A 24,701-nucleotide genomic window follows, 5' to 3' on the forward strand; every position below is an offset into this window, starting at 1 on the left:
CCGCCCCCTAGTGCGCATGCGAGGCTTCGCCCTTGGCCAGTTCGGCCTTGAGCAGGAAGGCATTGGTGGAGGCGATGCGTTCGGCACCATCCAGTCCGCGCAGGATCTCGGTTTCGCCACCGGCCTGACGTCCAGCCAGTACGGGCACGGCCTTGAAGCCCTGCGGGGTGCTGACAAAGACCACGCTGGCACCATTCACCGTTTGCACGGCCTCGGTCGGAACAGTGATGACACCGCCGGTTTGACCCTCGGTAACGATGATGCCGCTGACGGAAGAACCGGCAGGGGGCAGGTCGCCCCCTTGCGGACGGGCGCGGATCAGGGTCGCGCCGCTGTCTTGCGGGCCAGCATCGGCGGCGACGCCCGTGACCACGGCCTCGAACTCGCCCTGCTGGCCGGTGACACGCAGGCTGGAGCCGATGAGGACATTGGCAGCCATGTGGGGCGGTGCGTTAAACACCAGTTCGACCCGCGCCGGATTGGTCACTTCAGCAACCACAGCGCCCTGTGCGACAAAGCCGCCGGGGCCGACCTGAACATTGGTGACGACGCCTGAAATCGGGCTGACTACACTCATCCGGCCCGAGGCATTGGGCGATCCGGCGGCAGCAGCGCGAGCGCGGGCGGCGCGGGCCATGGCCTCGGCACTGGCAAGCTGGGCGTGCGAGGCCTCGACCTCCTGTCGGGCGACAACGCCTTGCTGGGCAAGGTTCTGGTTGCGCTGGTGCGCCTGACGGGCGGCGGTGGCAGAGGCGGCGGCCGCGTCGGCCTCGGCCCTGAGGGCGGCACCGTCACCGCTGAGGAGACTGATCAGGGCCTGACCGGCGCGAACCGATTGGCCAGGGGCAATGAGGACACGTTCGACCGTGCCGCCCACCGTGGCCCCGACCGCAGCTCGGGCATCCACCATGGCCTCGACGCGACCGGACAGGCGGGTTTCGCCACCTCCGCTACGTGATACGCCAACGACCGAGATGCCAGCGGCCTTGATCTGCTCATTGGTCAGCTTAACGACGCCTTCGGGCGTATCAGCCTGTTCGGTGGCTTCGGGCGCAGCAGCAGGGGCGTCGTTCGACGAGGAAAGCTTGAGGGCCATCGCCCCGCCGCCCAGCAGCACCACAGCGGCAACACCCGCGATAAGCAGCTTCTTGTTTGAAGTCAGGGTTTGCATCAGCGGTTTCCTTCAAAGGGGGCGCGGCCTTCCAGGCGCGCCAGATCGATCTCGGCGCGTACGCGGGCCAGACGGGCATCGACGGCGGCAGAGCGGGCATTGATCAGGGCGGCTCGACCGGTCCGCAGTTCCAGTTGCGATATGCGTCCGGCCTCGGCACCGATGCGCGAAAGGCGATAGGCTTCCTCGGCGGCGGCGACGCCGGCATCGGCGGCTGAGACACGGCTGCCGGATGAGGACAGACGGGCCATGGCGGCGGCGCGGTCGGCACCGGCGTCCTGACGGGCCTGAAGCACGCGAGCTTCGGCGGCGCGGTGTTCTGCGCGGGCGGCGTCGATATTGCCACGGTTCCTGTCAAACAGGGGCAGGGGCAGACTCAAGCCGAAGGTCAGGGCGGTCTGGTCTTCCTGACCATAACGGGTCACGCCGACGCTGGCGGTGACATCAGGGCGGCTGTTGATCTGCTCGGCGGTGATGCGGCGCTCCGAAGCAGTGGCCTCGGCCTTGGCGACCCGTATGGCAATCGTGTCCTGATCCGAAAGAGCAGCGGGGGCCGTCGGGATATCCAGCAGGCCCGACCCGATAGAGGTTGCGGGGGCGGACAACATGGCGACGGCGTTCAGGCGGGCAAAGGCGGCATCGCGCTCGGCCTTGGCCTCGTCGAGGCTGGCGCGGGCGGCGGCGGCCTCGCTTTCGGCCTGAATGCCGCGCAGCAGCGGTTCGCGCCCTTCCTCGACCATGGCCAGCGCCGCGCGGGCATCGGCAAGGGCCAGCGTCAGGGCGTCCTCGGCCAAGGCGGCGCGGCGCTGGGCCGCTTCGGCTTCGGCATAGATCAACGCCAGCCGTCCGGCGGTGTCGATGGTGCTGAGGTCACGGCGCAGGGCGGCCGTTTCGGCATCGGCGCGGGCGACGCCGATGCGTGCGGAACGGCGTCCCCATAGTTCCAGATTTTGGCTTAGGGAAAGGCTGAGATCGCCTGAATCAAAACCCGAATAGGGACCGGAACCGGCGACGTTTTCCAGATCAATGGACAGGGCAGGGTTTGGTCGCGTGCGGGCTTGGCGAACGCGGGCCTCGGCGGCATCAGACAGGGCATGGGCTTCGGTGACAGCGGGAGTCTGATCCAGTCTTGCCAGCAGATCGGCATAGGACGGGGCGGGATCGGCCCATGCCGAACCAGCCGTCATGCCGGTCAGCACAGAAAGCGCGCAGCCGATCGCGAGATGCGGCCAGCGACGTAAGGTCGGAGACATATGAAAATTCCGGAAACAATGAACAGAAGATGCGCGAAAGGGCGCGAAGCTTCGGTTCAGTTTCGGGGCGGGCGCATCAGTCCGTCAGTAACGAACGAGACCATGCTGTCATCAACTGAGGGATCATGGCCGGAGCGGGCAAAACTCGCGGGTGTAAACTCGGACACAGTTTGTCGCGCACTGGCAGTATGGTGACAATGGCCGTGGGCGCATACGCCCTGATCGCTGCTCATATCATCTTTCGCATGGTCGTGATCCAGCGTCTGATGGGCGACAACGGGTTCGGGCGCACAGGTGGCAGCATCCGAAACGGGCACGAAAACAAAGGCAGCGAAGACGAACGTCAACGCAATGAAAAATTTTGCCAATGTTAGTCTAGACCATTCCATTGCCGTGCAAACTAATCATCCGAAATTGCCGTTGCAACGTGTTATAAGGTTCGTTTGGTGATTGAAGTTATGTGTTATTTTATTTCGTTACATGGCTTGGGTCTTAATATTTAAAGGCGGAGCCACATAATAGTGACCCCGCCAAAGGCTTGATCTTGTTTTAAAGATTAAGCTGCGAGAACTTCGTCTGCGGGTCCAAAGAACTCGTAGTGGATGCGGTCTGTTGATACGCCCACTGATTTCAAATCTGCCACCAGAGTACGCAGGAAGGGACGCGGCCCGCACAGATAATAGTCGGCCTCTGCAACCGGCGTCTGTGTCGCCAGCCAGCCACCTGAAATCATGCCATGATGGTCACAACCGGCATTTTCGGCATCGTTAGACGGGACTTCATAGAAGACTGTGCTGCGCGCTTGTGGGTGGGCAGCGACCAGATTGCGAATATGTTGACCCATGGCGTGAGCGCTGGCGTCGCGGGCACCGTGCACATAGTGGACTGTCGCTTGCGGGTGTGAAGCCACAAGGGTTTCGAGCATGGACACCATCGGGGTCAGGCCGACACCACCCGATAGCAGGACGACAGGACGCTGTGGCGTTTCAGGCAGGAAGAAGTCACCGGCGGGGGCACCGATCTTCAGGATCGTACCGACGCGGGCATGATCGTGCAGCCAGCCGGAAGCCAGACCATGTTCTTCGCGTTTGACCGAAATCCGGTAGGTCTCGTCATTGGGCGCGCACGAGATCGAATAGTTGCGTTTGACTGGCGCATGGCCCGGAATGTCGAACCAGAAGGTCAGATACTGGCCCGGACGATGACGCAGGATCGGACCGCCATCCTTGGGCTTTAGAACGAAGGAGGTGATGACCGAGCTCTCGGGGCGGACCTCGACAATTTCGAAAGCGCGCCAGCCATTCCAGCCGCCCTTGGCAGCGGCCAGATCGTCATAAATGGCCGCTTCACGGGTGATCAGGATGTTGGCGAGGAACCAATAGGCTTCGCCCCACGCATTCATGATCTCTTCGGTTGCGGCATCGCCGAGAACATGGCCGATAGCGCCCAGCAGGGCATTGCCGACATGGGGATAGTGGTCAGGCAGGATTTGCAGGCCGACATGCTTCTGGGCGATGCGCTCGACGGCAGCGGCCAGAGCACCCAGATTATCAATGTTGTTGGCGTAGGCCAGAATGGCACCAGTCAGGGCGCGCGGCTGCGAACCTGCATCGCCATGGTGCGACTGGTTGAACAGGTCGCGGATTTCCGCATTCTGGAACATGCGCGAATACATCTCGCGGACGATATCCAGACCATGGGCTTCCAGAGCAGGAACAGTGGCTTTGACGAGCGCAATGGTGCGCTCACTGAGGGCTTGGGCCATCAGAGGTCTCCATAGATGAAGCGTTTTAGAAAAGGGGAGGGGCAGTGTGCCTAGCCGTCAGGCGGGCAGTCGTAGAAGTCGATCCGCATTTTGATGGGCCCAAGAGGCTCGACAAAATGAAGCTGTTGGGGCTGGATCAGCCCGCAAACCGATGAGGACAGAATGACCGTGTCCTGCGTATCGCAATAGGTCAGCTTCAGCTGTCCCTCGATCATGCATATCTTGCCCCACGTGCCTGTTCTCAAACTGTGTTGGCTGCGCAGGGCATCGGGCAGAGTAGTTTCGTCAAATACGGGCGTGGAGCGATAGGGCGCAGGCGGCACGGCATGGGTTTGCGATGCGTGTGACTGCGGTTGGACTGGACTCTGCGACGGGCCATTCATCGGCTTCGCTCCATTGATGCATTACAAATGCATCTATAACGGGCGTCTAAAACATGCAAATTAAATATGTATATTAATGCGTGAGTATCGAAAGCCGCTCGGAGAACGAAATGCGCCTGACGCGCTACACTGATTATGCCATGCGCGTGTTGCTTTATCTGGGGGCGCGACAGGACCGGCTGTGCTCGATCTCAGAGATCGCACAAGCCTATGACATCTCGCAAAACCACCTGATGAAAGTGGTGAGTGATCTGGTGGGCGCGGGCTATGTCGAGAGTGTGCGGGGTCGTTCTGGCGGCGTCAGGTTGGCCAAACCGCCTGCGGAAATCAATGTGGGGGCGGTGGTCCGCCATACTGAGGACGGGTTTGATCTTGTCGATTGTGCCAACTGCGTTATCGCACCGGCCTGTGGCCTGACGGGAGCACTGAATCAGGCGCTGGCAGCGTTTATGAAGGTGCTGGACGGGTACACGCTGGAGAACCTTATGGGGCGGCGCGTGGATATGACCGATATATTCGAACGTATAGGCCGTTGATGTCCTAGCTTTTCACAGTTTGCGGCGGCAACTTTGTTTCAAATAACAGGGAAAGCCGCTCGCGGCTGAGGGGGCGTTGTATGAAGTATTTGATTATCGGGGTTCTGGCGGCGGTATGTGTGCCGGTAGGGACCAATGCCCAGACCCCTCCGCGAACACCTCCCCAGAGCTCCACTCAAGCCCCCGAAGTGATCTATCCGGATGCAGAGGCCTCCGATCCGGTCAGGATGGGCTGGATGATCGGTAGTCCGCCGCCTGCGGATCTTGTGGTGCGTACCGATGATCTGGGCCACATGACGTTCCCGAAAACACGCTGGAGCTTCTCTCATTGGCGCGAAATGCTGCCCAGCGCGGAAGTGTCGCGCGATCGGTCGTCGCATAGTGTCCTGCCACGCCGCGAGCGCTCTGATCTGGATCAGGTGGTATTTACCCCTGTGGGGGGGAGCCAGCCGATGACATGGCTTCAGTCTCTGAGCGAGAACTACACGGACGGCATCCTTGTGATGCATCGGGGTAATATCGTTTATGAGCGCTATTTTGGCGCTCTGAAAGAGGATGGACAGCATATTGCCCATTCGGTGACCAAGTCGTTTGTTGGTACGGTTGCGGCCATGCTTGTTGCCGAGGGGCGACTGGACCGCGATGCTCTGGTGACGCGCTATATTCCCGAACTGGCGGACAGCGCTTTTGGGGATGCCACGGTGGGGCAGGTCATGGATATGACCACAGGCCTAGCCTATAGTGAGGTCTATACAGACTTTAATTCCGATGCCTTCGCTTTTGCGCGGGCGGGCGGGATGATGCCGCGTCCAGCCGGATATAATGGTCCCCAAACCACTTTTGACTATCTGAAGACGGTGAAAAAGGCAGGCGAGCACGGGCAGGCTTTTGCGTACAAATCCGTGAATACCGAGGTACTGGGCTGGATCGTGTCGCGGATCAGCGGGCAGTCGCTGATGCAGGTTTTGAGCGAGCGCTTCTGGAAGCCCATGGGAATGGAGCGCGACGCGTATTTTCAGATCGATCCGGCCGGTATGGGTGTCGCAGCGGGCGGGTTGAATCTGCAACTGCGCGATCTCGGTCGCTTTTGCGAGATGATGCGCAATGACGGCCAGTTTAACGGTCGTCAGATCGTGCCAGCGGCCGTGGTGCGTGACATTGCCGGGGGTGGCAGTCAGGCTGCCTTTGCCCATGCCGGTTATGAAACCTTACCTGGCTGGAGCTATCACAATCAGTGGTGGGTATCGCATAATGACCACGGGGCCTATATGGCGCGCGGTGTGTTCGGGCAGGCCTGCTATGTCGATCCCAAGGCAGAGATGGTGATCGTGCGGTTTGCGTCCAACTATCGAGCGGGAAATGCGCTCATCGACCCGACATCCTTGCCCGCCTATCATGCGATGGCAGAGTATTTGATGGCTACGGGATCGGGGGGCTAAGACGCGAAAAACGCGTTGGCCATTACAGGTAAAAAAACGGCGAATGGCTTTGGCCCATTCGCCGTTTTTCCTGAGAAGGGCGCGATGTTCATCGCGCGCCTTTTTATAGATGTCAGGCCGTGGCGGTTTGCGTCTCGGGTGTTTCCTCGTCACCCAATTCGCCTTCCCATTTGGCGACAACGGCAGCGGCCACAGAGTTGCCGACGACATTGGTGGCCGAGCGGCCCATGTCCAGCAGGTGGTCAACACCCAGAACAATGGCGATCCAGGCTTCCGGCAGGCCGAAATAGGTCAGGGTGGCCATGATGACGACCAGTGATGCACGCGGCACACCGGCAATGCCCTTGGAGGTGACCATCAGCAACAACAGCATAAAGATCTGCTGCTGGATGCTGAGTTCCACACCGTGGGCCTGCATGATGAACATGGTGGCGAAGGTGCAATACAGCATCGAGCCATCAAGGTTGAACGAGTAGCCCAGCGGCAGCACGAAGCTGACGATACGGCGCTTCACGCCAACCTTGGGAAGAGCGTCCAGAATGCGCGGATAAGCGGCTTCCGAACTGGCGGTCGAGAAGGCCAGCAGGGCAGGGGTGCGGATTTCGCGGAACAGCGGAATCACGCGCTTGCCCAGAACCAATGCACCGGCCAGGAACAACAGCAACCACAGCGTACCCATCGAGGCATAGAAGCCCAGCACAAACTTGGCATAGGTGCCCAGCATGGCCAGACCCTGCGTGGCAATGGTCGAGGCCAGTGCCGCAAAGATGGCCAGCGGGGCCAGCTTCATAACGAACTCGGTTACCTTCAGCATGATCGAAGCGGCTTGCTCGACCAGATGCAGAACAGCCGGAGCCTTGTCATCCAGTGCGGCGACAGCGGTACCAACAAAGACCGAGAAGACAACGATCTGAAGGATTTCGTTTCGCGCCATGGCGTCGAAGATGGAGGTCGGCACCAGATGGGTGATGAAGCCATGCAACGAGAAGGCATCGGTCGAAGCGGCCGGAGCCGTGGCAGCGACTGCTTCTGGCAGGTGCATACCGGCACCCGGTTGCAGGATCTGCACCATGACCAGACCCAGCAGCAGCGAAACCACAGAGGCCCCGATGAACCAAGTCATGGTTTTAACGCCGATCCGCCCCACCGAGGCGGCGTCTTCCATGTGGGCAATGCCTGCCACCAGGGTGGTGAAGACCAGAGGTGCGATGATCATCTTGATCAGGCGCAGGAAGATTTCGGTGACAAGGTTCAGGTTCGACGCGGCGGCCGCTGCCTGATCCGCTGTCGTAAAGTGGTTGAGACCCCACCCGGTCAATACACCAAGGACCATTGCCCCGATGATGAAGACCGCAAACATACGTTTCATATAAGCTACATCCAGTTTCGCTGTGCCAATGCCAGCCCCTCCAGCGAGGCAGGGCGAGTGGAAAAGGAAAGGGCGGCGAATAAACTATTCGCCGCCCGATGAACATCACGTTTTTTACATCAGTATATCTAGCTGATTTTAAATAACATTATTTATGCTGCACTGCGGTAAATGTTCAATGGTAAAACGCTTTTGTCGTTACATTTGTAACCAGGTCTGGCTATTGGCGACTCTTGCAAAGTGGTGCCGCGACCTAGGATGAAGGTAGTAAGCTGGCCGCAAATTCGCGATACCGGCTTTCGCGCACGCCTTGGGTGACGCGGGCTATGTCGGGAGCGAAATAACGGTCCTGATCATAAGCCGGGGCGGCTTCGCGAACGATGGCATAGACTTGCTCCAGTTCGGGCGACGAGGTCAGCGGGCGGCGGAATTCGATGCCTTGGGCGGCGGACAATAACTCAATACCGACGACCGTGGCGGTGTTCTCGGCCATGTCGAGCAGGCGGCGTGCCCCGTGCGTGGCCATCGAGACGTGGTCTTCCTGATTGGCGCTGGTCGGTACGGTGTCGATGACGCACGGATGCGCGACCATGCGATTTTCTGCCACGAGAGCCGCCGCCGTCACCTGTGCAATCATAAAGCCCGAGTTCACGCCGCTGTCCTTGACGAGGAAGGCGGGCAGGTCGGTCATCTTGGGATCGACAAGAATAGAGGTGCGGCGCTCGGAAATATTGCCGATCTCGCACAGGACCATGGCGATCTGGTCGGCAGCATAAGCCACAGGTTCGGCGTGGAAATTACCGCCTGAAATGACATCGCCGTCCTCAAAGAAGACCAGCGGGTTGTCGGTGACGGCATTGGCTTCGCGCTCCAGCATGGCGGCGGCGTTACGCAGGATATCCAGCGTTGCGCCCATGACCTGCGGTTGGCAGCGCAGCGAGTACGGGTCTTGTACCTTGGTGCAGTCGTGGCGGTGGCTGTCGCGGATGGCACTGTTGCTCAGCAGTTCACGCAGGCGGGCTGCCACATCGATCTGGCCGGGCTGGCCGCGCAGGACGTGGATGCGGGGATCGAACGGTGCGTCCGAACCTTTGAGTGCATCGACCGACAGTGCACCGGCGGCGATGGCCGCGGCGAACACGTTCTCGGTGGCAAACAAACCGGCCAGAGCCAGTGCTGTCGAACATTGGGTGCCGTTCAGCAGGGCCAGCCCCTCTTTCGGCCCAAGAACAACAGGGGCCAAGCCTGCCTTGGCGAGGGCGGTGGAGGCCTCCATGGTCTGGCCCTGATAGCGGGCTTCGCTGACACCCAGTATGACGCTGGACATATGGGCCAGAGGGGCCAGATCGCCGGACGCCCCGACCGAACCCTTGGACGGGATCAGCGGCAGCAGGTCGGCATTGACCATGCCGATGAGGGTTTCCAGCGTGCTGCGGCGCACGCCCGATGCGCCCTTCGACAGGCTGGCAATCTTCAGCACCATCAGCAGGCGGGTGACGTTCTCGTTCAGAGGTTCACCGACGCCGCAGGCATGGCTGAGAACAAGATTTTTTTGCAGGGTTTCAATGTCTTCCGGCGCAATGCTCGTGTTAGCCAGCAAGCCGAAGCCGGTATTGATGCCGTAAACCGTGCGGCCCTCGGTCAGAATGGCGGCAACAGTCGCCGCCCCTTTTTCGACATTGGCCCAAGCGCCATCGGTCAGGCTGACCGTAACGGGGCCGATCAGGGCGGAACGAAGCTGGGCGAGGGTGAGCGGTGCGGCACCGATTTGGATAGTGGTGATCATAAGCTTACAGGTCCAGCGAGGGCAGGTTCAGGCCATGTTCGCGCGCGGCGTCCTTGGCGATGTCGTATCCGGCGTCGGCGTGACGCATGACGCCGGTGGCGGGGTCGTTCCACAGTACGCGCTCAAGGCGTTGGGCAGCCTCTGGTGTGCCGTCGGCAACGATGACGACGCCCGAGTGCTGGCTATAGCCCATGCCGACGCCACCGCCGTGGTGCAGCGAGACCCACGAGGCACCCGATGCCGTGTTCAGTAGTGCATTCAGCAGCGGCCAGTCGGATACGGCATCGGAGCCATCCATCATGGCTTCGGTTTCGCGGTTCGGGCTGGCGACAGAGCCAGAATCCAGATGGTCGCGGCCGATGACGATGGGCGCGCTCAGTTCGCCCGAGGCCACCATCTCGTTGAACATCAGGCCCGCGCGATGGCGATCGCCCAGACCGATCCAGCAGATGCGGGCGGGCAGGCCTTGGAAGGCGATGCGTTTGCCCGCCATGTCCAGCCAGCGGTGCAGGCCGGCATTGTCGGGGAACAGCTTCTTCATGGCCGCGTCGGTCTTGCGAATATCCTCGGGATCACCCGACAGGGCGGCCCAGCGGAACGGGCCGATGCCACGGCAGAACAGCGGACGGATATAGGCGGGTACGAAGCCCGGGAAGTCGAAGGCGTTCTTTACGCCCTCGTCAAAGGCGACCTGACGGATGTTGTTGCCATAGTCCACGGTGGGGATGCCCATGGCGTTAAAATCGAGCATGGCCTGAACGTGGACAGCCATGGATTGGCGGGCAGCGGCTTCAACCTCGGCTGGGGCGCTGATGCGCTTTTCTTCCCACTCGGCGACCGTCCAGTTTGCGGGCAGATAGCCGTTTACAGGATCGTGGGCGCTGGTCTGGTCGGTGACCAAATCGGGGCGGATACCGCGTTCTACCATTTCAGGTAAAAGATCAGCCGCGTTACCCAATAGACCGATAGATATTGCTTTTTTGTCTTTGAATGACTGTTCCAACAGTGCCATGGCGTCGTCCAGCGTCTCGGCCATGACGTCGACATAACGGGTGCGCATACGGAACTCGATGCGGCTGCGCTGGCACTCTATGGTGATGCACGAAGCACCGGCCATGGTCGCGGCCAGAGGCTGTGCGCCGCCCATACCGCCAAGGCCCGCCGTCAGAATCCACTTGCCCGACCAGTCGCCATTATAGTGCTGGCGTCCGGCCTCCATGAAGGTCTCATAGGTGCCCTGAACGATGCCCTGGGTGCCGATATAAATCCACGAACCGGCGGTCATCTGGCCGTACATGGCCAGACCCTTTTTGTCGAGTTCGTTGAAATGGTCCCACGTCGCCCATTTGGGTACGAGGTTGGAGTTGGCGATCAGCACACGCGGGGCATCCGCATGGGTACGGAACACGCCGACCGGCTTGCCCGACTGGACCAGTAGCGTCTCGTCCGCTTCCAGTTTTTGCAGTTGCTCGACAATGGTGTCGAAGGCCTGCCAGTTGCGGGCGGCCTTGCCGATACCGCCATAGACAACGAGATCCTCGGGGCGTTCGGCCACATCGGGATCGAGATTGTTCATCAGCATCCGCATGGCGGCTTCGGCCGCCCATGTCTTGGCAGTCTTTTCAGGACCGTGCGGACTGCGGATCACTCTGGTATTTTGGCGGGTATCGGGCGTAGCCATAGAATCCTCCGTGCGGCGTAAATCACCGTCGTGTTGGGTCTAGTGTTATGTCTAGACATTATCGTGCGCAAGGGGCAGTTTCATCGCATGGATCACGAACCGCTTCATCGCCGCATCGCAGGGGACATCGAGCGCCGCATCGCTTCGGGCGAATGGCAGCCGGGTTTCCGCATCCCGACAGAGGCGGAACTGATGGCCGAATATGGCTGTGCCCGCATGACGGTGTCGCGTGCGATTACCGACCTTGCATCGCGCGCCCTTGTGGTGCGGCGTAGGCGGGCGGGTACTGTGGTGGCGCATCCGCCGGTGCATTCTTCGGCGCTGGTTTCTATTCCCGACATCCAGTCCGAGGTCGAGGGCAGAGGCCTGACCTATAGTCATCGCCTGATGGGACGGATTGTGCGTCCTGCCTTGGCCGAAGAGGAAATGGGGGGCCGGGTGATCGAACTGGAAACCCTACACCTTGCCGATGATGTGCCGTTTGTATTCGAGCGCCGTCTGATCGCGCTGGATGTGGCCCCCGATGCCGAGACGGCTGATTTTGCGGCCCAGCCTCCGGGCGGTTGGCTGCTGGCCAATATGCCGTGGACCGAGGCCGAGCACCGGATTTCTGCTGTTGGCGCAGACCGTGAAACGGCGGCAGGGCTGGGGCTGGCCGACGGTGCGCCGTGTTTGCGACTGGAACGCCGCACATGGCGTGATGGTCAGGGCGTAACGCAGGCCTCGCAGATTTTTCCGGGTGGAGCCTATGATCTGGTCGCCCGTTTTTCACCGACAAAGGGATGAGCATGGTTGATGTGTCTGAGGCTTTAGGCTGGCGCTCGGTCGGTGATCTGGTCGGGCAATATCCTGATGCGCCGGTGGCCCTGATCGGGGCCCCGCTGAACGAGCGGTCCTTGACACCGGGGCGGTGTGATCTGGGGCCAAAGGCGCTGCGAGGCGTCTTGCCGCGCCTTTCAACCTATGATGTCGAGACGGGGCTGGAACTTGACCTGCGCGTGCATGATGCGGGCGATGTGGCGCTAAAAGCTGTATCGCCCTTTGATGCCTTTGTGCCAGTGCGTGATGCCGTGGCGGCGCAAAGCCACCGCGCCATGACCATTGTGGTCGGTGGCAATAATGCGATCACCCGCGCGGGCGTTCATGCGCTGGGGCTGGAGCGCGCAGGGTTGCTGACACTGGATGCGCATTTTGACCTACGCGACACCGATCAGGGACTGACCAACGGCAATCCGGTTCAGGCCTTGCTGGAAGACGGCATGGACGGGACGCGCATCAGTCAGGTGGGCTTGGCCTCGTTCGCCAATACCCGCCGCGCCCATGAAAAGGCCAAGGCGGCGGGCATCAGTGTCCGCACCGTACGCGAGTGTCGCGAGCAGGGACTGGTGGCTGTGGTTCAGCAGGAACTGGAGCGCCTTTCGGCCCTGTGCGAGGTCATCTATGTCGATTTCGACATCGACGTGATCGACCGCAGCCAGTGGCCTGCCAGTCCGGGTGCGCGTCCAGGTGGCGTGTCGGTGCATGACTTCTTTGATGCCACCCGCGCGATTGCCGCCCATCCCAAGGTACGCGCTGTGGACCTGACCGAATATGACCCGTCTCTGGAAGTCGGTGATCTGGGATCGCTGACGGCGGGTCGCTGGTTCTGTGAAATCCTGAGTGGAGTGGCGGCGCGATGATTGAAGCGGACCTTCTTGTCACCAACTGCCATGTCGCCACCATGACCGAGGGTGGCGTGCCCTATGGTGCCATCGAGGATGCGGCAGTCCTGATCCAGAACGGGCGTATCGTTTGGATCGGTGCGCGTGCGGACCTGCCTGTGCATATGGATGTGGAAACCCATGATCTAGGCGGGCGTTGGGTCACGCCGGGTTTGATCGACTGTCACACCCATCTGGTGTTTGGCGGTGATCGCTCGGGCGAGTTCGAGCAGCGACTAGAAGGCGTGACCTATGAGGAGATCGCCCGTGCCGGTGGCGGGATTGTCTCTTCGGTGCGGGCCACCCGAGTGGAGAGCGAGGAGCAGCTTTATGCCTCGGCGCTCAAGCGTTTGCAGGGGCTGAAGGATACGGGCGTTACGACGGTCGAGATCAAGTCCGGCTATGGTTTGGACCACGATAGCGAGCTGAAAATGCTGCGCGTTGCCCGTCGCATCGGGCGCGAGGCGGGGGTAGCTGTTCGCACCTCGTATCTGGGCCTGCATGCCGTTCCGACGGAGTATAAGGCGGACCGCGCTACCTATGTGGATAAGGCTGTGGATGAAATCCTTCCCGCCGCCCATGCCGAGGGGCTGGTGGATGCGGTGGATGCCTATTGCGAGCCGATTGCTTTCTCGGTGGAGGAGGTCAGTCGCCTGTTCGATAAGGCCGAACATCTGGGCCTGCCGGTAAAACTGCATGCGGACCAGTTGTCGGATGGCGGGGGTGCCGCTCTGGCTGCCCGTTATCATGCCCTGTCTGCCGACCATATCGAACACACGACCGAGGCGGGCGTAAAGGCCATGGCCGAGGCAGGTGTGGTGGCAGTGCTGTTGCCGGGTGCGTATTTGATGCTGCGCGAAACGCAGGCACCGCCCGTCGCCTTGTTGCGCCAACATGGCGTCCGCATGGCGGTGGCCACGGACTGCAACCCCGGTACGTCGCCTGTGGCCTCGATGACGGCGGCGCTGAATTTGGCCTGTGTCCAGTTTCGCCTGACACCCGAAGAAGCTATTGCAGGTGCTACCCGCAATGCAGCCAAAGCCTTGGGCATTCTGGACCAAGTGGGCACGGTCGAGGCGGGCAAGCTGGCTGATCTGGCCGTCTGGGACATCCGCCGTCCTGCCGAGCTTTGTTATTGGCTGGGGGCCCCGTTATTGTACGCAACCTACAAAGATGGCGTGCGCCGTAAATAATTGAATCTGGCGGGTTGGATGATACCGGCCACCTTCAAAAGCCTGCGCGTGCAAAATGGGCGGCTTCCGGTGGCAATTGCGGGCTTTCGGAGGCCAAAGACGTGCTCTTGGGCGTTGCGGCCGACGGGTTGCAGAAGGTTTGCCATAGCATATCCAGTATGGCTTTGGTGCGCGTATCGGCGATGGAGTAATAAACCGAACGGGACTGGCGGCGCGTTTTGACCAAGCCTGCTTGGCGCAGTTCGGCCAATTGCTGGGACAGGCCGGGCTGCTTCAACTCTAGAGCCTGTTCCATTTCTCCGACAGAGCGTTCCTGTTCCGCAATATGACACAGGATCATCAAGCGGGTAGGGTTGGATAGTTGGCGCAAGAGGTCTGCGGCCTCGGTGCTTTTCGCGCGCAGGGCTTCCATCGGGTTGGATTGTTCGGTCACGATTGCTGCTCGCGATAATACCACGGGGCATTGGATGGCGCGCTGAGAGCAGTTTCCAGCGTTAACGGTGTCTGGGCGAGAAGGGGTTGACCCGGTTGCCATGCGGCGGGGGTAGACGCCTTGTATTCGTCTGCTGCCTGTAGGGCCTGAACCAAGCGAACCATTTCGTCGATAGAGCGGCCGACATTCATCGGGTACCAGCTGATCGCCCGTATCAAGCCGCTTGGATCAATCACATAGGTGGCTCGTACTGTGGCGCTGGTCGGTGATTGTGGGTCAATCATGCCGTAGGCGCGGGCAATCTCCATCGACGGGTCTTCAATGACCGGGAAGGGAACTGTGACGCCGAAATGGCGCTGGATGTCCGTCAGCCACGCCAGATGCGAGAACAGGCTGTCTACTGACAGGGCAAGAATTTCGCATTGCATGGCTTCGAAGCGGTGCGCGTTACGGGCCAGATCAACGAATTCGCTGGTGCAAACGGGGGTGAAGTCGGCTGGATGAGAAAACAGAATAACCCAACGTCCGCGATACTGGTCGAGCCGGCGAGGTCCTGCAGTCGTGCGGGCGATAAAGTCCGGCGCAGGATCATTGATACGCAGCGCTATAGGCTGCGGAGCATTTAAATCGGAGAGTGAGTTTTCAGCAGCGTTCATAGGGACTTCTCATAGCCCGTCGCAGGTTAAAACTGGATCGTAAAAATACATACGCACTTGCATTAAGTGTGTATGTTATTAGATGTAAGTCAAGAACAGGAGTTTACGAGCAGCATGAACGCTTCAGATCCCTCTCTCGACCATGCCCGCAACCTTGTTGTCGAGGCCTTGGATAATCCTGCCAAACGTCCAGTTGTCCGTTCTTTCTTTGATGAGGCAACCTTTACGATCAGCCATGTCGTGCGTGATCCGGAAACCCGTGCGGCTGCGATAATTGACAGTGTGCTGGACTATGATCAGGCGTCGGGCCGTACGCGAAATACATCCGCGGATGCCCTTATTGATTACGTGAAGTCCGAAAGTTTGGAAATCCAGTGGCTGCTGGAAACACATGCCCATGCCGATCACCTGTCGGCGGCCCCTTATCTACAGGAAAACCTGGGTGGGCAGCTCGCCATTGGCCGCGAGATCGTCACTGTGCAGGAGGTTTTCGGAAAAATCTTCAACGAGGGCACAGAGTTTCGTCGCGATGGCAGCCAGTTTGACCGGTTGTTTAATGATGGCGACCGTTTCCGCATAGGCAATCTGGAAGCGACAGTGTTGCATGTTCCCGGCCATACGCCGGCCTGTCTGGCCTATGTGATCGGCGATGCCATCTTCCCCGGTGACACAATGTTCATGCCTGATTATGGCACGGCCCGTTGTGACTTCCCCGGCGGCGATGCGCGCACCCTGTACCGTTCGATCAAACGTTTGACTGCGTTACCGGATGAATCGCGCGTCTTCTTGTGCCACGATTACAAGGCTCCGCCTGCACGGAACGAATATGTCTGGGAAACCACTATTGGTGCCCAACGTCAGTCCAATATCCATGTGCGTGACGGTGTAAGCGAAGACGAATTCGTCGAAATGCGCACACGTCGCGATGCGACCCTGTCCATGCCCAAACTCATCCTGCCATCGGTTCAGGTGAACATGAATGGCGGACGTTTGCCCGCGCCGGATGACAATGGTGTCAGCTATCTGAAAGTGCCGCTGAACACCCTCTGAAGCTCTGGATAGTCAAATATGGCCGGTTCTTTGAACCTGTCCGTCCAACTCTTGAAACAACGACCATAATCAGCTGGGAGTGAGCGACCTTGGGGCCGTACGTCATTCCCGCACAGGAAGACGTGAAACGCATCATGGAAATCAAAAAGCTCGACGACCAACTGGCGACTTCGTCGCAGATAGCGACAGGTGATCTTGAGGCTGTTGCTGCTGCGGGGTACCGCGCGGTCTTGTCCAACCGTCCCGATGGAGAGGCTGAAGGCCAACCCACGGCGGCAGAGATCGAAGAGGCTGCCAAGGCTGCGGGGTTGGCCTTTGCCCATGTGCCGGTTATCGGCAGCCAGATCAGCGAACAGGACATAGCCGATTTCCGTCAGGCTCTGGACGTCTTGCCCAAGCCAGTTTTCGGTTTTTGCCGCACGGGCACACGCACGACCATGATGTGGGCGCTGGCTCAGGCGGGCACCCGCACTGCCGACGATCTGATCTCGACAGCAGCAACAGCAGGCTATGACCTGTCGGGCATGCGCACACGTTTGGAAGGGGCGTCCTGATGAGCGTACCTCAGACCTCCGCTCAGCATGATGTGGTCATCGTCGGTGGTGGTGCGGCCGGTCTGGCTACCGCTGCAAGCCTTTTGAAACGGCGTCCAAATCTGGACGTTGCGATTATCGATCCTTCAGATGTCCACTATTATCAACCGGGCTGGACCATGGTTGGCGGTGGCATTTTCAATCAGGGCAAGACCGTCCGGCTGCAATCATCGGTAATTCCTGACGGTGCCAAGTGGATCCAGGAAACTGTGACGCAGTTCGATAGTGCGCATAGTCAGGTCCGCTTGTCGGATGGCCGTACTATTGGCTATCGCGCACTGGTGGCGGCACCGGGGCTCAAGCTGGACTGGGATGCTATCGAAGGTTTGCGTGATGCATTGGGTCGAAATGGCGTCACGTCCAACTATGGTTTCGATACCGCGCCCTATACCTGGGCACAGGTGCAGGCCATGCGCGAAGGTCGCGCCCTGTTTACCCAGCCTCCCATGCCGATCAAATGCGCAGGTGCGCCACAAAAAGCCCTGTACCTGTCAGCGGACCACTGGCGGCGTCAGGGGCATCTGAAGAATATCGAAATCGAGTTCCACAATGCAGGGGCGGCTCTGTTCGGTGTCGCGGCCTATGTACCCGCTCTGATGGAATATATCCGTGCCTATGGTGTGAACCTGCAGTTCGGCTCGCGCCTGACGGGGGTAGATGGTGCGGCCAAGCTGGCCCGTTTCGCCGTCACCTCGGCGGACGGCACCGTGAAGAACATCGAGCGCGAGTTCGACTTCCTACATGTCTGCCCGCCTCAAACGGCCCTAGACATTGTGCGGGACAGTCCGCTGGCCTCCGAAGCAGGCTGGATCGATGTGGATGAAGCCACATTGCAGCACAAGCGTTTTGAAAACGTCTTTGGTTTGGGCGACAGCGTTTCGACATCCAATGCCAAGACAGCAGCCGCAGCGCGCAAACAGGCTCCTGTTGTAGCCGAAAACCTGCTGTCACTGCTGGATGGCAAAGCCATGACTGCGGCTTATGACGGCTACGGTTCATGTCCGTTGACGGTCGAGCGTGGCAAGATCGTGCTGGCGGAGTTCGGATATGGTGGCAAGTTGCTGCCTAGCTTTCCGCGATGGCTGCTGGATGGCCAAAAGGCGAGCCGTCTGGCCTGGATGTTGAAATCCGAGGCCCTGCCGGAAATCTATTGGCAAGGAATGTTGAAGGGCCGCGAATGGCTGGCGGCTCCACAGCGCCTCGACGCCCTGAACAAGGTCGCCTGATATGGACAATGCCGTCACAACGCTCAGTCTGTTGCAGTATGCGCTGGGGGCAGGGGCAGGCTCTCTTGTGGGCTTTACGCTAGGTTTGGTGGGCGGGGGCGGGTCAATCCTCGCCGTGCCGCTGATGGTCTATCTGGTGGGAGTCAAAGACCCGCATATGGCGATTGGCACCAGCGCCTTTGCTGTGGCTGCCAATGCTTTTGCCAATGTTCTGACCCATGCCCGTCATGGCACGGTGCGTTGGAAGATCGCGGGTGTATTTGCTTTGGCAGGTGTAATCGGCGCAACCCTTGGTTCGACACTGGGCAAGGCCGTGGATGGCGAGAAGCTGCTGGCGTTGTTCGCTATTCTGATGCTTGTTGTTGGTGGCTTGATGCTGCGCAACCGTAAAGGGGGCGGAGATCCGAAGGTGGACTTGAATGCTGCCAATGCACCGAAATTGGCAGGCACGGGGTTGGCTACAGGTGTTCTGTCGGGATTCTTCGGTATCGGCGGCGGTTTTCTTATCGTGCCCAGCCTGATGTATTCGACGGGTATGCCGATCTATACGGCCGTTGGTACATCGCTGGTCGGAGTGACAGCCTTTGGACTGACTACAGCGGCGAACTATGCGCTGGACGGGCGTGTGGACTGGATTTTGGCGGCCGTTTTTATCGGCGGCGGCGTGCTCGGGGGGATGCTTGGCGCGCGTATGGCGAAAGTCTTGTCGACGAGTAAAGGACGACTGAACACCATCTTTGCTGGCCTGATCTTCGTGGTCGCAATCTATATGCTTTACCGCAGCATCGGCGCTTTGTTCGCCTAGGTCTGTTTAGTTTTTGCGCTCGTGGAAAGGCTGGCCTTTTGGGCCAGCCTTTTTCTTTAATTGTTAATCAGGCAGGCGCTCAGGCGCGCCTTTCTGCCGAAACTATCATGATCGCAGGCCCAATGCTGGCGGCGATTGTACCGCCCCAAAGCACAGGTGAACCGATCTGATAACACTGGCTTGTCAGCTTAATAACTATCGGTATATCGTATACGGTATCTTCTTTTACCCTAGGGAGGGGTGACGATGAAAGTGGAAGCCGTAAGAAGGGATGGGGCAAGGGCGCTAGGTCGAGGCGTATTGGTCGCCAGTGTCAGTTTGGTTGCTTTGGCAACGCCGTGGGCAGCCTATGCACAGGCCCAGACAGTTCCTGAAAATGAAGCAACGCAGGTTGAAGAAATTGTCGTGACTGGCTCGCGTCTGCAGCGCAGTGGCCTTGACGCGCCAACACCGACCATGGCCCTGACTGCCGAAGTGCTTGAAGCCAAGGCGATTGTGAACGTGGCGGATATTCTCAACGAGATGCCGCAGGTCGCCACGGGTCTGTCGAATGCCAATACCAGTTACAGCTTTGGCAATATTGGTCTGAACCAGGTCAATCTGCGCAATCTTGGGGTGCGTCGTACCCTGACACTAGTGAATGGTCGCAGACGCGCCGGCACGCCCGATGATTCAAACTTCCTGGCTTTTGACCTTGGCAATATTCCAACGGCCTTAGTGAAGCGTGTCGAGGTTCAGACGGGCGGCACATCAGCTGTTTATGGTGCCGATGCTGTCGCAGGCGTCGTCAATGTGATCCTCAAGGATGATTTTGATGGCATTGAAGCTCAGGTCCAGTATGGCTCGGATGAGGGCGGTACCTACGATACCCTGACCTATGGTCTGACGGCTGGCGTCAACTATGATCGCGGCAACGCTGTCCTGCACATGAGCCGCACAGAAACGGGTGGTCTGACACGCGGTGATCGCGGTCTGGGAACGCGTTACGGATTTGTTTCCAATCCGGCCAATACAGGCCCGAATGATGGAATTCCTGCGCGCATCCCCTTGCGCGATCTAACCTTTGCCTATTTCGCTCTGGGAACGCCAACCGGCTATCTGCCTTTCGGGCCCAATGGGGCTTGGACAGATGTCATTTTTGACTCTGCCACCCAATCCTTTCGTCCTTTGAATGCGGGTGATCGCGGGGTTATTGACGGCAGCTATTCGCAGGGCGAGGGTGGGCGTCAGGATGCCGATACACTGGTCGCGCCGCTGGAACGAACCAATGTGTATGCCAAGGCGGATTATCGCCTGAATGACAATCTGAAACTGTTCGGCGAGTTTGTATTCGCCGATATTACAGCCCGTGATCGTATCAGCGCGGTGTTCGATTCATGGAGCACCAGTGTTTCGATCGACAATCCGTTCATGCCGACAGCCGTACGCGATGGCCTGATCGCGGCGGGCGAGGATTCGATGTACTATGCCCGTTCGCATGACGAGTTCGGCATGCGTGGCACCGATATGGACCGCCAGTATTACAGTCTCGCCACCGGTCTTGAAGGCGAGTTTGGCGATACATGGAAGTGGTCGGCTGTTTTTGAATATGGCAAGTCGAAAACGACAAACCACAACCTGAATGACCGTCTGGATGCCCGCTGGTTCGAAGCCTCGGATGCGATCCTTGATCCAGTATCGGGCCAGGCCGTTTGCCGAAGCCTAGAGGCGCGTGCGCGCGGTTGTGTGCCGGTCAACATCTTTGGGCAGGGTACGATTTCTGCCGAAGCGATTGACTATATTCGCGTGAACCATAGCTCGATGACCGAGACCAGCCAGACCATGGTTCAGGGCCTGATCGCGGGTGATCTGTTCCAGCTTCCGGCAGGGGCTGTGAAGGTTTCGGCAGGTATGGAATACCGAAAAGACGAGATCGATTTCCGGCCGTCATCGGTGTGGGAAAATGCCGAGGGCTTCTTTGCCAGCCAGTTCTCCCCCATCAGCAAGTCCAACGATGTCAGCGAGGCCTTTGCCGAGGTTCTGGTGCCGGTCGTGCGCGACAAGCCCTTTGCCTATTCGGTCGAGTTGGAAGGCGCTTATCGCGTTTCGAAATATGAACGCGCAGGTTCGGTCGATTCATGGAAACTGGCCGGTTCGTGGGCTCCGATCCCCGACATCCGTTTCCGGGTGACCAAGGCCACGGCAGTGCGGGCACCATCTCTGGGTGAGATGTTCAATCCGGGTAGCCGGGGGGCTTCGGGTCTGAGTGATCCTTGCGATCCCAACCTGCTGGACAGCGGCACATCCAATCGCCGTGCCAACTGCGCGGCGCTGGGCTTTGATCCGGTGACATGGGATCCCAATACCCGTCGCATGACCACTCTGGTCTTCAGTACCGGCAATCCCGATTTGAACGTCGAAGAGGCCGATACTCTGACGGTGGGTGCGGTGGTTCGTCCGCGCTTCCTGCCGGGCTTTGCCTTCTCGATGGACTATTACAACATCAAGCTGGATGGCGGCATCGACCGTATCGGTGCCCAGCAGACGGTGAACAACTGTGTTGATCTGCCGTCATTGGATAACCAGTTCTGCGGCATGCTGACACGCAGGCCGGATGGCAATCTGTATGAAGTGCGCGATAGCTATATAAACGTTGCCTCTTTCGAGGTCGAGGGCGTTGATTTCGAAGCTACCTATCATGCGGAACTGTCGAACCTTCTGCGTCGCGACGGCGATCTGGGCCGGATCAGCCTGCAAGGTGTGGCCTCTTATCTGAAACACAACACCTTCATTGATCGCGATCTGGCGACCGGCGAGGAGACGGCATTTGACGATGCTGGCGAGGCCGGGAATCCCAAGCTACGCGGCCTGATCAATGCCACCTATTATAAAGGCAATGTGCAGGTGAACTGGTCAAGTCGCTATGTCGATGAGACGGTCACCAACAATGATCTGCTCAACCCTGCCGAAGACATTGGCAGCTACTACAACATTCCTTCGATCTGGTACCACGACCTGTCTGTGGCGGTTGATACGCCGATGAATGTTCGCTTCACGGCGGGTATCCGCAATGTGTTTGATGAAGGTCCACGTGACCATCCGACGACCGCGCGCGGTAATCTGGGCATGGATGACCTGATCGGTCGCTTCTATTTCATTGGTGCCAAGTGGCGTTTCGGTAACTGATACTGCCCTGAGGCCAAGACTATGGGAACAGTCGCAAGACTGCTCCCTTTTTTGTGAACAACGGGCATGAAAAAAAGGCGGGCTGAGAGGCCCGCCTTTCTTGCTGGATTGCGCTTTGATCAGTCGAAGGGACGCATCGGATAGGCTTCCGGTGGTGTTTGGTTCAGCAGTTCGCGCACGAAGAAGTCCCAGCGGCGGCGCTGGTAATAGGGCACTGAATCAAGGAAGTGATCGGCGTTCGGCACCATCATGAACTCGAAATCCTTGTTGGCCTTGATGAGCGCATCAGCCAACCGGAGAGAGGCCAGAGGCGGCACGTTCTCGTCCAGTTCGCCGTGGGCGACCAACAGGCGGCCTTCCAGCTTGGGTGCCCAGGTAATGTTGGAGTTTTCATCATAGAGCGGGCCCAGTTCGGTCCCCATCCACTGTTCGTTCCACGTCGCCTTGTCGAGGCGGTTATCGTGGTTGCCCGAGGCGGTTACGCCAACCTTGTAAAAGTCAGGGCGGCGGGTCATGGCGCGAACAACATCATAGCCGCCTGCCGAGAAACCGTAGATGCCCACGCGGCTGGTATCCATCCACGGATTACGCGAGGCGACATCGCGGATGCCGGCAATATGGTCATCAAGGCCAACAGCGTGCAGGTTCTTATAGGCGACCTGTTGGAAGGCCCGCGAGCGGCCCCATGTGCCACGCCCGTCGATGGTGATGGCAATCACGCCGATCTGGGCCACCGCATTGGCATTACGCCCCGTCATGGCTGCCTCGAAGGATTTGGGCGTCATGACATAGTGCGGGCCGGTATAGATGTCCTCGATCACCGGATAGCGCTTGGCAGGGTCGAAATCGGCAGGCTTGAAAATGGCCCCGTAGATCGGGGTCACGCCGTCCGCCGCCACGGTCTGGAAAGGCTCGGGCAGGCGGTAACCGGCAGCCAGATAGGCGCTGATATCCGCGCGCCCCAATTCCATGACGATGCGGCCATCGCTGCTGCGGCGAAGGACGGAACGAGTGGGCTGGTCGATGGTTGACATGTTGTCGACGAAGAAGCGACCGTCCGGCGAGACGGAGACGTCATGATCCATCGCTTCGGGGGTCAGCAGGCGGATCTGGCCGCCATTTGCAGGCACCGAATAGAGATGGCGCAGATAGGGATCGCGTCCAGTCTCGCGGCCCGAACCGACGATCAGAACCCGACCGGCCTTGTTATCCGTGCCAGCCACAGTGCGGGCGCGCCAGTTTCCGGAGGTCAGCTGGCGACGGGCACCGGTCTGGGCGTTGATAGCATAGATATGGGCATAGCCGTCCGGATCGGCGGTCCAGAAATGGGTGTCCGACTTGTCGTCATAGGTCCAGAAGTGGCCGTAGAAATCGACATAGGTGTCCGAGGTATCTTCGGTCAGTTTTCGGACCTGACCAGTATCAGCCTCGATACGGTTTAGCGTCAAAGCACCATAGCCACGGGCGGGCTGGCGCTCGAACACGGCCTTACTGTCGGCGCTCCATTCATACCACGGACCGCCATAATAGAGGACGGGGCGTGGCGGGGTCTGCATGGCCGTGTGCTGGCCGGTTTCGATATCGAAGATCAGACCTTCGGAGGTGGGGATTTCTGTGTCGCCTGTGAGTGGATACACATAGTCCAGCACGCGAGGCGGGCCGCCATCCTTGGGTGAGGATTGGACCAGTGACAGGTGGCGCGCAGACGAGCGGTCAATGCGGTAGGTCGCAATCTTGCGCGAGTCCGGTGACCAGATCACCATGGGCGATGTTTCGGGACGCGAGGTACCCTGTGCCGCCATGTCCTTCAGATTGATCAGCGGCGTGGCATAGGACGAGTTGGCTCCGTCTTGCGTCAGCCTGCGCGCACTGCCGTCGGCAACAGAGACGATATAGATGTCGCCATCGCGAACCTCGGCCATCCAGCGGCCATCGGGTGAGGTGCTGCTTCTGTTGGTCGCGGCGGTTGGCGACACTGTGCCTTGCGTGGGATCGAAACGCCATTTGCGGCCGTCATGGCTGAATTCAAGTGATCCTGTCTTGGCGTCCAGTTTCAATCCGGTCAGTCGCAAATCCTTGCGGGCCAGCGGCTTGCCTGAAGCGGCAGCCAGTTGGCTTACCAGCGCATCATGATCGAACAGCGGGGTCGTCTGGTTTGATACGGGGTTGACCCGCACATAGTCACGGCCTTGCGGTGTATTACGCTCGAACCAGAACTCGGCACCGTCTCCGATCCATTGGGGGCGGACGCTGAGGCCAAAAATCAGTTCGTTAATATGCTGCGGCAGGACGGCTTCGGCGCGGGCATATACCGACGACGGAACAGCCGTGGGTGAGGTGGTCACCGCTTCGGCAAAGGCGGGTGTGGCCATGACGGGTGCAAGGGCCAGTGGCGCAGCGCTGCACATCAGCAGCATGGCCAGGGCGGGTAGGCGCTTCATATTCGGTCCCCTCCGAAATCAGATATAGTATTCGATATCGTCAGTGGTGAGCCTGA

General features: G+C 59.5%; 20 protein-coding genes. 10 read left to right on the forward strand and 10 right to left on the reverse strand.

Translation table 11 applies throughout. From position 1 onward, the window contains the following. Positions 1-7 precede the first annotated feature (7 nt). The 4 genes from WEU32_RS06515 to WEU32_RS06530 all read right to left on the reverse strand — a co-directional run bounded on the left by WEU32_RS06515 (position 8) and on the right by WEU32_RS06530 (position 4,572). Complete coding sequence (locus WEU32_RS06515; protein ID WP_406853290.1) at positions 8-1,171, reverse strand: efflux RND transporter periplasmic adaptor subunit; 1,164 nt, start codon at positions 1,169-1,171, stop codon at positions 8-10. Then, positions 1,171-2,424, reverse strand: a complete 1,254-nt coding sequence (locus tag WEU32_RS06520; protein ID WP_406853291.1) for a TolC family protein — start codon at positions 2,422-2,424, stop codon at positions 1,171-1,173. The genes WEU32_RS06515 and WEU32_RS06520 overlap by 1 nt, the downstream gene beginning before the upstream one ends. Positions 2,425-2,980: 556 nt before the next feature. Next, a complete protein-coding gene (hmpA, locus tag WEU32_RS06525; protein ID WP_406853292.1) occupies positions 2,981-4,189 on the reverse strand; it encodes an NO-inducible flavohemoprotein in 1,209 nt (402 codons plus the stop codon). A gap of 50 nt (positions 4,190-4,239) precedes the next feature. Next, on the reverse strand, positions 4,240-4,572 hold the full coding sequence (locus WEU32_RS06530) for a DUF1971 domain-containing protein (protein ID WP_312813446.1): 333 nt from the start codon (positions 4,570-4,572) through the stop codon (positions 4,240-4,242). A 110-nt stretch (positions 4,573-4,682) separates the two neighbouring features. Between WEU32_RS06530 and WEU32_RS06535 the strand changes: the two genes are divergently transcribed. Beyond that, the gene (locus WEU32_RS06535; RefSeq protein WP_312137504.1) at positions 4,683-5,108 is read left to right on the forward strand and encodes an Rrf2 family transcriptional regulator; all 426 of its coding nucleotides are present in this window, start codon (positions 4,683-4,685) and stop codon (positions 5,106-5,108) included. A gap of 80 nt (positions 5,109-5,188) precedes the next feature. After that, the gene (locus WEU32_RS06540; protein ID WP_406853293.1) at positions 5,189-6,547 is read left to right on the forward strand and encodes a serine hydrolase domain-containing protein; all 1,359 of its coding nucleotides are present in this window, start codon (positions 5,189-5,191) and stop codon (positions 6,545-6,547) included. A gap of 112 nt (positions 6,548-6,659) precedes the next feature. Here WEU32_RS06540 and WEU32_RS06545 read toward each other — a convergent pair whose 3' ends face one another. The 3 genes from WEU32_RS06545 to hutU all read right to left on the reverse strand — a co-directional run bounded on the left by WEU32_RS06545 (position 6,660) and on the right by hutU (position 11,383). Beyond that, a complete protein-coding gene (locus WEU32_RS06545) occupies positions 6,660-7,916 on the reverse strand; it encodes a dicarboxylate/amino acid:cation symporter (protein ID WP_406853294.1) in 1,257 nt (418 codons plus the stop codon). A 253-nt stretch (positions 7,917-8,169) separates the two neighbouring features. Then, positions 8,170-9,702 (reverse strand): histidine ammonia-lyase, encoded by a 1,533-nt coding sequence (hutH, locus tag WEU32_RS06550; RefSeq protein ID WP_406853295.1) that lies wholly within the window; start codon positions 9,700-9,702, stop codon positions 8,170-8,172. A 4-nt stretch (positions 9,703-9,706) separates the two neighbouring features. Beyond that, positions 9,707-11,383, reverse strand: a complete 1,677-nt coding sequence (hutU, locus tag WEU32_RS06555) for a urocanate hydratase (protein WP_406853296.1) — start codon at positions 11,381-11,383, stop codon at positions 9,707-9,709. Positions 11,384-11,470: 87 nt separating this feature from the next. Here hutU and WEU32_RS06560 point away from each other — a divergent pair, with 87 nt between their 5' ends. Genes WEU32_RS06560 through hutI form a run of 3 tightly spaced genes read left to right on the forward strand, consistent with a single transcriptional unit; the run spans position 11,471 to position 14,276 of the window. Beyond that, positions 11,471-12,169 (forward strand): UTRA domain-containing protein, encoded by a 699-nt coding sequence (locus WEU32_RS06560; RefSeq protein ID WP_167177823.1) that lies wholly within the window; start codon positions 11,471-11,473, stop codon positions 12,167-12,169. Between the two features lie 2 nt (positions 12,170-12,171). Next, positions 12,172-13,062 carry an agmatinase family protein gene (locus tag WEU32_RS06565; protein ID WP_406853297.1) on the forward strand — a complete coding sequence of 297 codons (891 nt, stop codon included), beginning with the start codon at positions 12,172-12,174 and terminating at the stop codon, positions 13,060-13,062. Next, entirely contained in the window at positions 13,062-14,276 is a 1,215-nt protein-coding gene (gene hutI / locus WEU32_RS06570; protein ID WP_406853407.1) for an imidazolonepropionase, read from the forward strand. The genes WEU32_RS06565 and hutI overlap by 1 nt, the downstream gene beginning before the upstream one ends. A gap of 34 nt (positions 14,277-14,310) precedes the next feature. Here hutI and WEU32_RS06575 read toward each other — a convergent pair whose 3' ends face one another. Both WEU32_RS06575 and WEU32_RS06580 read right to left on the reverse strand, forming a co-directional pair. Beyond that, positions 14,311-14,709, reverse strand: a complete 399-nt coding sequence (locus WEU32_RS06575) for an ArsR/SmtB family transcription factor (protein ID WP_406853298.1) — start codon at positions 14,707-14,709, stop codon at positions 14,311-14,313. Beyond that, positions 14,706-15,365: a peroxiredoxin gene (locus WEU32_RS06580; protein ID WP_406853299.1), complete on the reverse strand. Its 660-nt coding sequence runs from the start codon at positions 15,363-15,365 to the stop codon at positions 14,706-14,708. Before WEU32_RS06580 ends, WEU32_RS06575 begins: the two co-directional genes overlap by 4 nt. A gap of 114 nt (positions 15,366-15,479) precedes the next feature. Between WEU32_RS06580 and WEU32_RS06585 the strand changes: the two genes are divergently transcribed. The 5 genes from WEU32_RS06585 to WEU32_RS06605 all read left to right on the forward strand — a co-directional run bounded on the left by WEU32_RS06585 (position 15,480) and on the right by WEU32_RS06605 (position 22,204). Beyond that, the gene (locus tag WEU32_RS06585; protein WP_406853300.1) at positions 15,480-16,415 is read left to right on the forward strand and encodes an MBL fold metallo-hydrolase; all 936 of its coding nucleotides are present in this window, start codon (positions 15,480-15,482) and stop codon (positions 16,413-16,415) included. Positions 16,416-16,549: 134 nt separating this feature from the next. Continuing rightward, positions 16,550-16,969 (forward strand): TIGR01244 family sulfur transferase, encoded by a 420-nt coding sequence (locus WEU32_RS06590; RefSeq protein ID WP_406853301.1) that lies wholly within the window; start codon positions 16,550-16,552, stop codon positions 16,967-16,969. Continuing rightward, the gene (locus WEU32_RS06595) at positions 16,969-18,234 is read left to right on the forward strand and encodes an FAD/NAD(P)-binding oxidoreductase (RefSeq protein ID WP_406853302.1); all 1,266 of its coding nucleotides are present in this window, start codon (positions 16,969-16,971) and stop codon (positions 18,232-18,234) included. Before WEU32_RS06590 ends, WEU32_RS06595 begins: the two co-directional genes overlap by 1 nt. 1 nt (position 18,235) lies before the next feature. Continuing rightward, positions 18,236-19,039, forward strand: a complete 804-nt coding sequence (locus tag WEU32_RS06600) for a sulfite exporter TauE/SafE family protein (protein ID WP_406853303.1) — start codon at positions 18,236-18,238, stop codon at positions 19,037-19,039. Between the two features lie 405 nt (positions 19,040-19,444). Next, entirely contained in the window at positions 19,445-22,204 is a 2,760-nt protein-coding gene (locus WEU32_RS06605; RefSeq protein WP_406853304.1) for a TonB-dependent receptor domain-containing protein, read from the forward strand. A gap of 119 nt (positions 22,205-22,323) precedes the next feature. Here the strand turns inward: WEU32_RS06605 and WEU32_RS06610 are convergent, their stop codons facing one another. Further along, positions 22,324-24,645, reverse strand: a complete 2,322-nt coding sequence (locus WEU32_RS06610) for a DPP IV N-terminal domain-containing protein (RefSeq protein WP_406853305.1) — start codon at positions 24,643-24,645, stop codon at positions 22,324-22,326. Positions 24,646-24,701: the final 56 nt, after the last annotated feature.

It is taken from the genome of Brevundimonas sp. BH3 (assembly GCF_045345115.1).
Taxonomy (GTDB): domain Bacteria; phylum Pseudomonadota; class Alphaproteobacteria; order Caulobacterales; family Caulobacteraceae; genus Brevundimonas.

Coding starts and splice junctions, on each gene's coding strand:
- WEU32_RS06515 (WP_406853290.1), bottom strand. CDS start 1,171: ATGCAAACCCTGACTTCAAACAAGAAGCTGCTTATCGCGGGTGTTGCC.
- WEU32_RS06520 (WP_406853291.1), bottom strand. CDS start 2,424: ATGTCTCCGACCTTACGTCGCTGGCCGCATCTCGCGATCGGCTGCGCG.
- hmpA (WP_406853292.1), bottom strand. CDS start 4,189: ATGGCCCAAGCCCTCAGTGAGCGCACCATTGCGCTCGTCAAAGCCACT.
- WEU32_RS06530 (WP_312813446.1), bottom strand. CDS start 4,572: ATGAATGGCCCGTCGCAGAGTCCAGTCCAACCGCAGTCACACGCATCG.
- WEU32_RS06535 (WP_312137504.1), top strand. CDS start 4,683: ATGCGCCTGACGCGCTACACTGATTATGCCATGCGCGTGTTGCTTTAT.
- WEU32_RS06540 (WP_406853293.1), top strand. CDS start 5,189: ATGAAGTATTTGATTATCGGGGTTCTGGCGGCGGTATGTGTGCCGGTA.
- WEU32_RS06545 (WP_406853294.1), bottom strand. CDS start 7,916: ATGAAACGTATGTTTGCGGTCTTCATCATCGGGGCAATGGTCCTTGGT.
- hutH (WP_406853295.1), bottom strand. CDS start 9,702: ATGATCACCACTATCCAAATCGGTGCCGCACCGCTCACCCTCGCCCAG.
- hutU (WP_406853296.1), bottom strand. CDS start 11,383: ATGGCTACGCCCGATACCCGCCAAAATACCAGAGTGATCCGCAGTCCG.
- WEU32_RS06560 (WP_167177823.1), top strand. CDS start 11,471: ATGGATCACGAACCGCTTCATCGCCGCATCGCAGGGGACATCGAGCGC.
- WEU32_RS06565 (WP_406853297.1), top strand. CDS start 12,172: ATGGTTGATGTGTCTGAGGCTTTAGGCTGGCGCTCGGTCGGTGATCTG.
- WEU32_RS06580 (WP_406853299.1), bottom strand. CDS start 15,365: ATGAACGCTGCTGAAAACTCACTCTCCGATTTAAATGCTCCGCAGCCT.
- WEU32_RS06585 (WP_406853300.1), top strand. CDS start 15,480: ATGAACGCTTCAGATCCCTCTCTCGACCATGCCCGCAACCTTGTTGTC.
- WEU32_RS06590 (WP_406853301.1), top strand. CDS start 16,550: ATGGAAATCAAAAAGCTCGACGACCAACTGGCGACTTCGTCGCAGATA.
- WEU32_RS06595 (WP_406853302.1), top strand. CDS start 16,969: ATGAGCGTACCTCAGACCTCCGCTCAGCATGATGTGGTCATCGTCGGT.
- WEU32_RS06600 (WP_406853303.1), top strand. CDS start 18,236: ATGGACAATGCCGTCACAACGCTCAGTCTGTTGCAGTATGCGCTGGGG.
- WEU32_RS06610 (WP_406853305.1), bottom strand. CDS start 24,645: ATGAAGCGCCTACCCGCCCTGGCCATGCTGCTGATGTGCAGCGCTGCG.